The 10,339-nt window shown below is 44.2% G+C and carries 10 protein-coding genes; 3 read left to right on the top strand and 7 right to left on the bottom strand.

What is annotated here, in order from left to right; all coding sequences use genetic code 11:
* From QVA83_RS20525 to QVA83_RS20510, 4 genes are all read right to left on the bottom strand, one after another.
* On the bottom strand, positions 1–211 hold a 211-nt coding region (locus QVA83_RS20525; RefSeq protein WP_287498901.1), incomplete at its 3' end, for a hypothetical protein.
* Between the two features lie 194 nt (positions 212–405).
* Positions 406–816, bottom strand: a complete 411-nt coding sequence (locus tag QVA83_RS20520; RefSeq protein ID WP_069943824.1) for a hypothetical protein — start codon at positions 814–816, stop codon at positions 406–408.
* Between the two features lie 79 nt (positions 817–895).
* Positions 896–1,825, bottom strand: a complete 930-nt coding sequence (locus QVA83_RS20515) for a PA2778 family cysteine peptidase (RefSeq protein WP_287498900.1) — start codon at positions 1,823–1,825, stop codon at positions 896–898.
* Positions 1,826–1,829: 4 nt separating this feature from the next.
* Positions 1,830–2,210, bottom strand: coding sequence for a PA2779 family protein (locus QVA83_RS20510; protein WP_014951406.1), 381 nt, complete (start codon positions 2,208–2,210; stop codon positions 1,830–1,832).
* Between the two features lie 581 nt (positions 2,211–2,791).
* Between QVA83_RS20510 and QVA83_RS20505 the strand changes: the two genes are divergently transcribed.
* Together QVA83_RS20505 and QVA83_RS20500 are read left to right on the top strand one after the other, a co-directional pair.
* Positions 2,792–4,393: an esterase/lipase family protein gene (locus QVA83_RS20505; RefSeq protein WP_231513042.1), complete on the top strand. Its 1,602-nt coding sequence runs from the start codon at positions 2,792–2,794 to the stop codon at positions 4,391–4,393.
* A gap of 99 nt (positions 4,394–4,492) precedes the next feature.
* A complete protein-coding gene (locus tag QVA83_RS20500; RefSeq protein WP_014951404.1) occupies positions 4,493–6,085 on the top strand; it encodes an ABC-F family ATPase in 1,593 nt (530 codons plus the stop codon).
* A 96-nt stretch (positions 6,086–6,181) separates the two neighbouring features.
* Here QVA83_RS20500 and QVA83_RS20495 read toward each other — a convergent pair whose 3' ends face one another.
* Genes QVA83_RS20495 through QVA83_RS20485 form a run of 3 tightly spaced genes read right to left on the bottom strand, consistent with a single transcriptional unit; the run spans position 6,182 to position 9,149 of the window.
* Complete coding sequence (locus QVA83_RS20495; RefSeq protein ID WP_156077966.1) at positions 6,182–7,087, bottom strand: hypothetical protein; 906 nt, start codon at positions 7,085–7,087, stop codon at positions 6,182–6,184.
* Positions 7,088–7,134: 47 nt separating this feature from the next.
* Positions 7,135–8,277 carry an N-acetylglucosamine-6-phosphate deacetylase gene (gene nagA / locus QVA83_RS20490; protein WP_287498899.1) on the bottom strand — a complete coding sequence of 381 codons (1,143 nt, stop codon included), beginning with the start codon at positions 8,275–8,277 and terminating at the stop codon, positions 7,135–7,137.
* Complete coding sequence (locus QVA83_RS20485) at positions 8,274–9,149, bottom strand: glucosamine kinase nucleotide-binding domain-containing protein (protein WP_287498898.1); 876 nt, start codon at positions 9,147–9,149, stop codon at positions 8,274–8,276. The genes nagA and QVA83_RS20485 overlap by 4 nt, the downstream gene beginning before the upstream one ends.
* Before the next feature lie 253 nt (positions 9,150–9,402).
* Between QVA83_RS20485 and QVA83_RS20480 the strand changes: the two genes are divergently transcribed.
* Positions 9,403–10,167, top strand: a complete 765-nt coding sequence (locus QVA83_RS20480) for a MipA/OmpV family protein (protein ID WP_014950971.1) — start codon at positions 9,403–9,405, stop codon at positions 10,165–10,167.
* The last annotated feature ends 172 nt before the right edge of the window (positions 10,168–10,339 follow it).

The raw sequence follows: 10,339 nt of genomic DNA, 5'->3' as shown, positions 1-10,339 counted from the left end.
TTCGTAATGTAGATAATGGGAATGTGGTTTGCAGTTGGTCTAACGCCATTTGAAACAAGCTGTTTGCTGGCGGGTTAACAACATTGTCAGTCAGATTTATTTCAGCAATGCGGTGCGATGAAGTATCTAAGGGTGCGTGTACTTTGGAGGCGCTTGCTACGAAAGGTAGAGCCGCTGCTACCGCAGCATATATAAGGGTTCTTTTTTTCATTATTCAATCCTTAAAATTTGGAGCTATCAATGCGTTCAGCGTTAATACTGAGCAACGACTAGATAGCGTTAACCAAATTAGGATCGAGCAAAAAACGCCCATCCACCATAGGGGTTAACCACTAGAGTTAACTGCACCAACCAGATGTGGGAAAATGAGATAGTTAATTGCGCTATTAACTTATTACAGGCTAATTAGGAATCAGAGAGCAGAGATAGTTTGCGTTCATATTCGCGAGACAACCACGAAGAAGCTTCGTCAATATCTGTGAAAAAAAGATAATCCATACTTTTGAGCTCGGGGATCCTCTGAAACATTATTCCGCGTATAACAGGTCCTTCATAAACATAAGCTTTCGCGATTAATCCCATATCAGGGAGCCGTTTTATAATACGCTTGAGTATGTCGAAGGCCTCAGGAGTTGCACCTTCAACTTGGCTAATATCTGCCAGAAGGGAAAAGGGTCGTTGATTCAGTCCTATGACTAGTTTAAAAAGGCGATCGCTGTAGTCTTCCGCACTTTTTTCATTAAACGCGCCATAGAGTCGAGTGGTGACTACTCCGTTCTCGTACGAAATTGTTGATGAGCTCAGTATTTTTGGCATAGCCTACTTTCACAATTACTTCCTAGGTTAATAGTAAACGATAAGTTTTCGTAAATGCGAATACTCTTAAAGTTTAGGTTTATTTCTCAGCCAATGTTAACAGCGGTTCGTTATTGGGAAAGCGTTCAAGCCCCTGTTTTAGAATTGTATTTGCCTTCTCGGGCATGTTGTTTTCGCGCAAAGCTAATACGTAGTTGTGAACATAAACATGTTGGTGCTGCCCCACTTCATAGCCTTTCTCAAACCAAGCCACTGCTTGGTTGTCGTTTTGCTCTAAGTAATAATTGGCAATCAGGAAATAACTTAACCAGTACGTTGGCCATGTATGCGACGCGGTTTCCAAAAACGCCAATGAACGCGCTTTATCTCCCACTTTAAGCATGTCGTAAGCCGCACTTACATAAGTGAACGGTGTCATCTCAGGCGAGGTTACATTAGGAGGAACTGGTGCCAAATACCAGTAATTTCCTCTTCCCCACGTTCTTTCAAAAAGCTCAAGCGACATTTCGTGATTAGGCGTAAGGCCGGTATGTAAAGTAACCGTCCCCTTATCACTATCGAACCCAATAACAACAGCGTAGTGCCATTGGGGTAATAACTGGATGGACAAATTTTGAAAAACAATCACTGGGATATCGTCTTTAACTAACGACATAATTGACGTTAACGTGCCTCGCCCAGTATATGGCAAAAAACCAAATTGTCGGGTAGCGCTCACCATTTCTAGTTGTAAACTCCCTTCTTTACTGGGAATGAATAACTTAGGCGCAATGTCATTTGGAGAGGTGCTTTCACCATAGTAACCAAACACTTCAGATAGTGTGGTAGGCCCGCAATAAAACTGTTCTTGGGGGAAAAACGGAACAGATTGAATAGTGTGAGATTCAGGTAAAGAGGCTAGTCCCTCTTGCCGCAGCTTGTCAGCTTGAGGTGTGGACTGACAGCCTGAAAGCAAAAATAGAAGCGAAAGGCCTGCTAACGCGCAGGCCTTTTTAACTGAATTGATCATTCAATTAGCTGTTCACTGGACGAATAAATGGGTAAACGTCAGTTACACCAATTAGGTCCAAAATTGCGATAATAGCAAGTACGGTAAGCACTGCGCCCACAACGCCACCCGCTGGCGCTTGATTAATTTCATCATTTAATTGGGCAATTTCGCTGTCGGTCATGCCGTTGATTCTGGCGATAGCTTGGTTGCTATCTACACCTAAGCTAACCAATTTACTCTGCACGTCTGCACGATTAACCATGTCAATTAGCTGCTGCTTATTGTAGTGAGCGGCTTGAGTTTGCATTACGGAATCTGAGCTAATTGCTTCTGCATGCACGCTGCCTGACATTAAAACCGTTGCCGAAAAGCAACCAATCGCAATTTTTTTCAAAAATTTCATGATGTTTCCCTCTTTAAAATGCCCAGTTTTATTCTTCTTTTGCGTTACCTAACTCACGATAAACTAGAGTGAAATAAAACTTCGCACTGATTCAGCAGACGCATTTGCGCTCTGCGGTTTATTTTCAGTAGATAAGAACAGCAAGATTAAGACCAACTAAAAATGCCTTTTTTTCATAATAGACAAGATTCCATTTTTTCTCTTTAAAATAACGATTTAAGTGAGCTTTATACGAAGAATGCAGATCAAAGCTTTGTTCGTTAATTCTGCATTGATGCATCACCGCGCGCTGACTTTTATGTAATATTTTCTTTATGCTGGAATTATTTGCTTGCCACTAATATAAAAGAAGCAACAAACAATAAGGGGCACTCTGTGGAATGAGCGGGTGTTTCGAAACGCCTATTTCACGCCTCATACCATATGGAGTTAAGTTTGAGGTGCAATTTTTGACAAAAACACGCTATAAAAGGTTAATACTTTTTTTAGCGTTGGGTGAAATGCGCATCAAGCAGAATCTCATTTATTGGGTATTGGTAGCGACTGTCTGCTGTATTAGTGCATGCAGTTCAGATAAGTTTATGCGTAAAAAAGTATCCCCTTTGTCTTTGGCCGGTGCTTATGGATATGGCTATTTGCCCGACTTAAGCCACTTCGACAACATACAACTGGCTGCTCGGTGCACCTCGTACGAGCAAAGTACTACACTAGATATTGCGCTTGCGCTCGATTGCTTTATTACCTTGTTAAAAAGAGACAGTCTTTCCGATGCGCATCGTGCTATAGGGATCGACGGGTATAACCTCGCAGTAAACAAGTTATTCCGTCTTAGACATACAACTGACAACTTAATTCAGGTTAACTACTCGGGCCCAAGCGAGCTCGTTTTAGTTTCAGAAATAGAAGCCTTAGACGCTCGCCTCTCTCCTAAGGTATTTGGTGAACTTGGCGGTGCGGCAGTGGCTCGAATTAGCAACCAAGCACAGAATGGCCGTAGCCTTGACCTAAACTATCCACTAGAAGGTATCTACTCGCCTTACTCCCTTCAAGTTGAGTCGGTTGCATTGAAAGGGCTTAGAATTCACATATCCTTGCAAGCCCAACACGTCGATGTGCCTACCGAAATACTGGTTGGAAACAACACATACACGCAACGGTACTCACCTGCTGCCGCTTACCTTTCCCTATTACAAAATGCCGACATCCATAATTTCAGCTGGCTAGGATTTATTAATGCACAAGACGCTGAAAAGAGAATGGGAGTCTTTAGTATTGGAGAGCTTTCTTCAGTCAAAACCCCGATTATTATGATTCATGGCCTCAATTCAGACCCGTTAATTTGGCGGTATCTCACAATGGCTATTTTCAATGACGAAGAATTATCTCAACACTATCAGATATTGCACGTGTACTACCCATCAGGCCCTCCTCCTTTCTATAACGCCATGCGAGTTCGCAATTTACTGTACAAGCTAAACCAGCGGATAGCGTCATCGGAAGGCGCTTCTTCATCTGCGGTATTGATAGGGCATAGTATGGGCGGCGTAATCGCAAAGCTGATTTCAACGCATTCAGATAACACGTTATGGGATACTACTTTCACAGAGCCTCCAGAAGCGCTACTTGCTGAAGGCGATGAAATGTTGCGAGATATATTTATATTTAGTCCTGTGTATAAAGAGAATACGGTGTTTTTTCTCGACACTCCACACCGAGGCTCAGAAATAGCTAATAGCCTTATAGGATCGTTAGGCTCTTCACTCATCACACTCCCTTTTAGTTTTAAAGCGCTATTTAAAAACTTTATCGAAAAAGTAGGCGTGAGCAGATTAACCGTTGCTATGCTTCCTATCTTGCAAAACTACGGGCCAGATAGCGTCCAAGTGTTGCGCCCCGATCACCCGCTGATGACAGCGTTAGCCGACATTCCTGTAGAAGGCGAGAGCTATTCTATTATTGGCTCAACCAGTACCTTGTATTGCCAGTCAGAAACAGAATGCGCTGCTATAACTGACTCTGTCGTCAGTTATAGCAGCGCATATTTACCTGAGGCAAAAGACACAACAATTGTTAACTCGTCACATAACTCATTCAAAAGCAGTCAGGCAATCGAGTTTATACTTGATAAGCTTCGCCAAAAGCACATCAGCGCAAAAACTGTTCAAAATTCCCTCGACATGTAGCCCTCAATTCCTTATAGTGCGCGCGCTTTTATATATTAGTGAAGTGACAACCGCTTTCACTACTATCTCTTCTCATCGTTTTACCCCTGGATACCTGTTTTGATTACCACCGCAAATATCACAATGCAGTTTGGCTCTAAGCCATTATTTGAAAATATTTCCGCAAAATTCGGCAACGGCAACCGATACGGCCTAATTGGCGCAAACGGTTGTGGCAAGTCTACCTTTATGAAAATTCTAAGCGGTAAACTTACTCCATCGTCGGGCAACGTTTCTATGGCGCCAGGCACAAAGCTAGGTATCTTGAGTCAGGACCAGTTTGCGTTTGAAGAGTTTAGCGTAGTCGATACCGTTATCATGGGTGACCGTGAACTATGGGAAGTTAAACAAGAGCGCGACGCCATTTACAGCAAGGCTGAAATGAGCGAAGAAGATGGCATGCGCGTGGCGGACTTGGAAACCCAATTCGCCGAGATGGATGGTTACACTGCTGAAGCACGCGCTGGCGATATCTTAAACTCTGCAGGCATCGACGAAAGCTATCATTTTGGTTTAATGAAAGAAGTCGCACCTGGTAAAAAAGTACGTGTGCTTTTGGCGCAGGCATTATTTGCTGAGCCTGACATTCTGCTTCTAGACGAACCAACCAACAACTTGGATATCTACACCATCAGTTGGCTAGCTGAAGAGCTGAACAAACGTAAATCGACCATGCTTATTATTTCGCACGACAGACACTTTCTAAACTCTGTATGCACGCACATGGCCGATATCGACTATGGTGAGCTGCGCGTTTATCCGGGTAACTACGACGACTACATTCAAGCTGCCATGCTCGTTCAAGAACAGCTTCATGCAGAGAATGCTAAGAAGTCAGCGGAAATTGAAGAGCTACAGAGCTTCGTAGCGCGATTCTCTGCCAACGCATCGAAAGCGAAACAAGCCACCTCGCGTGCCCGCCGTCTTGAGAAAATTGAATTAGCTGAGGTAAAAGCGTCTAGCCGTCGTAAGCCTTATATTGTATTTAACCAACATAAGAAGCTTCACCGACTTGCTATTACTCTTGAAGAGCTAGGGCATAGTTACCCAGATCTTCCGCTATTCGACAATGCTAACTTGCTATTAGAAGCAGGTCAGCGCCTGGCGATTATTGGTGAGAACGGGGCCGGCAAAACCACGCTTTTGAAGTGTTTGGTTAATGACATTGAACCTACCGCAGGTAGCTATAAGTGGGCTGAAAACGCTGCGATTGGTTACATTCCGCAGGATAACGCTAAATACTTTGCCGAAGATATCACTATGTTTGAGTGGATGAGCCAATGGCGTAGCCCCAAACACGATGACCTGCAAATAAAAGGTATGTTAGGACGTTTGCTATTTACGTCTGACGACTTCAACAAACGCGTGCAGGTATGTTCTGGTGGTGAGAAAAACCGTTTGCTGTTCGGAAAGCTAATGCTTCAAGACATCAACGTATTGGTAATGGATGAACCCACTAACCACATGGACATGGAGTCGATTGAAGCCTTGAACAATGCGCTATACAAGTTTGATGGCACTGTTATTTTTGTTAGTCACGACCGTGAATTCGTTTCGTCACTGGCGACGCAAATCATCGAAATTAAAGACAAGAAACTGAATCACTTCGATGGAAACTACGAAGAGTTTTTGGCGCATAAAGAAAACGCGTAATTATATATCGATGCCTTCATCAATAGATGAAGTGAGCCACATAACAAAACGGGCACTTATTTAAGTGCCCGTTTTTTGTTTCAGTATATCAAAAGCTTACTGACCAGATAAATACTTACCAACCGCTGTCGCTAAGCGGTCAAAGTAGTTAACAATCGTATTTTTAATTGGCGCTAACTCTTGTTCCGTTATTTCATCAAAGTTATCTGGCGGTGTGAAATCTTCAACACGCTCATTTTTTAGCGCATCGTCTTGAAATTCGGTAAACACTGGCAGCGTTAAGATATCAACTGGCTTGTCTAAACGCTCAATACTAACGTTAAAGCTTGCCGAAGCAATATAGTGATCGGTCCCCAAAAAACTACGCGTAAACAGTCCGAACCCTTTGCTTCGATGCTCTGAACATCCATAAGTACCGCACTCGGTAATAGCCACCGTCGGCGCTTCTTCAACGATAATCACAGTGGCAATGCCTTTGTTTAACAACGATTTTCTTAACGTGTTTTGTTTGTCATTGAACGCCCCGTTATTTCCTTCACCCATCACAAAATCTAGGGCGCCTGCATCGTCAACCATAGAAGAGATATCCACCGCAGTGAAACGACTGTTTTGCTCAATGGCTTTTTTGAATGTGCTATACAGCGTGTTGTTCAATTGCCAGTCGTAGCTATATTCTTTCGTAAAATTGTTAAATTTAGTGGTACCGATGTGCGTGTGAGTGGGAAACTTTTTAGCGCTAACCCATACCCCAACTTTTTGTTTTGGTGGCGCAACTGGCTTGCTAACTGGCTCTTTAGTCGATTCGCCTTTCGTGGTTCCATCATTTACGCTGTCGCCATCTTGCACCACATCTTCTTGCTCTGTGCTTTCAGTTGGCGTGGCTTCCTCGCTATTAGGTTGAGAAGGAACGCTTTCGCCAGAATCCATACCTCGTTGCGTAACACACCCTGCAGCCAACATTAATACGGCTAACAGAACAGTAAACTTTGTCACAAACTTCATAACACTTCCTTATTTCAAAGCCATTTAAGTTAATACTAAATTTCTACCTAAAAGACCATTCTCATATTACTGAAAACGTGGGTCAGTGCATTGGCGGAATTAAGCAGTAAAAAGTCTGCGCGCTGACCTTCGGTAATGCTGCCTATGTCACTATCTAGCCCCATAAATTGAGCCGGCGTGGCACTCGCCATTTTGCTCGCATCTTCTAACGTTACACCGCAATCATTGTGCGTATTCAAAACTGCACTATGCATATCTAAGCACGAGCCAGCCAGTGTTTTGCCATCTGGCGTAGTAAGTTTATCGCCATGCCTAACGATCTCGGTATTAAAAAAGTGAAGACGCTCAATATCACTGCCCACATGCGCCATGGCATCGGTAACCAACATGGCGCGGTTGGCAGTTTTCACGTTTAATGCCAACTCAGCACTTTTGCGGTGTAAGTGGTGATGATCGATAATAAAACCACAATATACTCTGTCATTAAGCAACGCGGCACCAACGGCCCCTGGCTCCCGGGAGGTTAATGCAGACATAGCGTTGTACAAATGCGTAAAGCCTGTAGCTCCCGCGTCGATAGCCGCCTGGACTTGCTCATAGCTGGCATTGGTGTGCCCAATTGCAACCACAACTCCTTCAGCAACCATTTCTTTTATGAAGCTAGTACTCACCGTTTCTGGTGCGACAGTAAGTAAGACTTTACCAATATCTTTGCGACATAAGGTTGCAAGCTCTGCGTCAGAAGGCGTTCTTATAAATTGTGCTTCGTGCACACCCTTTTTTGCTTTACTCAAAAAGGGCCCCTCAAAGTGAATCCCTTTTATTAACGCTTTAATGCACTCTGGGCCGCCCGCCATTACTTCCGCAATGGCATCCGCCGCCTGAGCCATTGTTGAAGCATTATCGGTAATGATAGTTGGCAACAAGGACGTTGTGCCGAAACGAAGATGAGCCAGCGCCATGGTTTCTACTATAGCGGCAGAAGGGCTATGGTTAAAAAGCACACCACCACCGCCGTTCACTTGCGTGTCGAAATAACCGGGAATGAGCTTTCCGTTGTAAATACTACTGAGCTCTGCTGAGGTCGCATCGCTAATACTGACTATCTTGCCGCTATCAGCAGTAATGGTTTGGTTTTCAAGCCAACCTCTTGGCGTTAAAACCTGCTCGACAGTAATTGATTCTATCATTCGCTTTTTACTCTTTTGGCAAAGCTGATAGCGCCATATTCAGCACTTTTTAGCGGCGCTGTTAAGTTAGAAGAGATAGAAGACGAAAGTAAAGGCGTGTAAACATCAGCGAGACCGCCAACCAAACATAGCGGCAATGTAGAAGCCTGATTAATCAATGCTTCACCCAACTGATTGAGGTAATTTGCTCCCTTTCGAATAAGAGAGGTTGCGGCGGCACACTGGTCTCGATAAGCCTGTATAACCACTGGGGCAATATCACCAAAATCTGCAGCGTTGTAATTTGCCACCAAGGTCACTAATTGCTGAGGTGACGCTAAATTAAGGTGTTCACAAACTCGGTTCTTTAGTTCACTAACGGGCTCTACGCCGTCATAAGAAAGCAGTACATGCTTTATAGCTGATAAGCCCAACCACGCACCACTTGCATCATCGCCAACTTGCAGACCGTAACCACCTTTGTCAGTAAATATACCCTTGTCGTAACGGGTTGCCGCTGAACCTGTACCGCAAATAATAAGGGCTCCAGACTGATTTTCGTGCGCGCCCAAACAAGCGGCGTGTAAATCACTTATCACCACGGTATCGGCAAATGGGTTGTCTAACGCCAAAAAAGACTGCTTTGCTTGCGGAATATTCGCTCCTGCCAATCCAGCAGCTAGCAACACTTCTTCACATGTAATCGGCAACGCAGCACTTTCTATTGCGTCTAACGTTGCGTCTATTACCGAGCCCATTGCTTGTTCGGGGTTGGTCATTATATTTGCAGGGCCTGCCGCCCCTTCACCTAATGTATTGCCATCAATATCTTGCAACAATGCACGGCACCGGGTGCCACCACCGTCAATACCCACTACATATTTGTAACTCACGGGTTACCTGCTTCTCTAAACTATTCAATACAACTTGTTGTATGCACTTTACCACACCGATTTCACAGAATAACTTGCTTTCTTGCCAGTAACGCAGCCTTTCACGTTACCTGAAGGCCCTTATACCAATCCGCATAGATAATTGCCCACTCAGAAGGCACTGCAAAAACGTACAGCTTAGCTCAATAGGCACAAGTGAATATGATCGAAGAACACAGCAGAGCAGTATCTTGATTAAAAAGGAAATTTACCTATGAATTTAAAAACCGTTATTGGCGCAATAACTCTAGCTTGTGTAGGTGTTAGTTCTACTCCTGCTTTTGCACAACAAGCTGGCGCTCAACAGCCTCAGGGTTGGATGTGGGGTTTTGGCGTCGCAGCATCGCAAGATGTATATACCGACTTTGATAATCGCGTTGTTCCTATTCCTATTATCGGCTACACCGGTGAAAAGTTACGCGTTTACGGACCATTTATTGGCTATGAACTTTTTCGCGAAAGTGGCTTTACTCTTGACGCTCAGCTTGTCCCGATATTTGCAGGTTATGAAGAAGATGACAGTGCCGTATTTACAGGTATGGACGACAGAGATTTTAGCTACGCGGCTGGAGTTGGGCTTAACTACAACACGGGTAGCTGGGTTTATTCATTGTCAACCAATGCCGATATTCTTGGTAAGTTTGATGGCTACCAAGCGTCCGCCCGTATCGGGAAAAGGTTTAGAATAAATAACTTCATGATCGAGCCGTCTATAGGCGTAAACTACCAAGACAGCAATTACGTCGACTATTACTACGGCGTACGCCCTGAAGAAGCCACAGCATTTCGAAGTGCATATAACGGCGATAGCGCGCTCAATACGGAAGTACGCGTTGCCATCTCGACCCGGCAGTTTCTGGGCGGCATGACCCGTTTAGAAGTTGGCGCCACCTTCTTTGACGATAGCATCAGCGATAGCCCACTGACAGACGATGATACCGCGCTTAACGCCATGCTGGTTTATACACGCTTTTTCTAGACTATTGCTAATAGCCTACTCTACAACCGGGTGGATAGATTAAATACAAGGTGTTAGCATCAAAGAAGCCCTCTTGTAAGAGGGCTTTTTAATATTGAGTTAATGCGTTTCGCTACGCGGGCTTTTTAAACGCTAGCGTTTCCCACAGTGGTACCGTAGACAAACTATGTTT

Source organism: Alteromonas sp. AO-Serp, from assembly GCF_017849675.1.
GTDB classification, from domain to species: domain Bacteria; phylum Pseudomonadota; class Gammaproteobacteria; order Enterobacterales; family Alteromonadaceae; genus Alteromonas; species Alteromonas macleodii.
The sequence above is the reverse complement of the archived record's forward strand: the minus strand, read 5'-3'. Positions and strand labels throughout refer to the sequence as shown.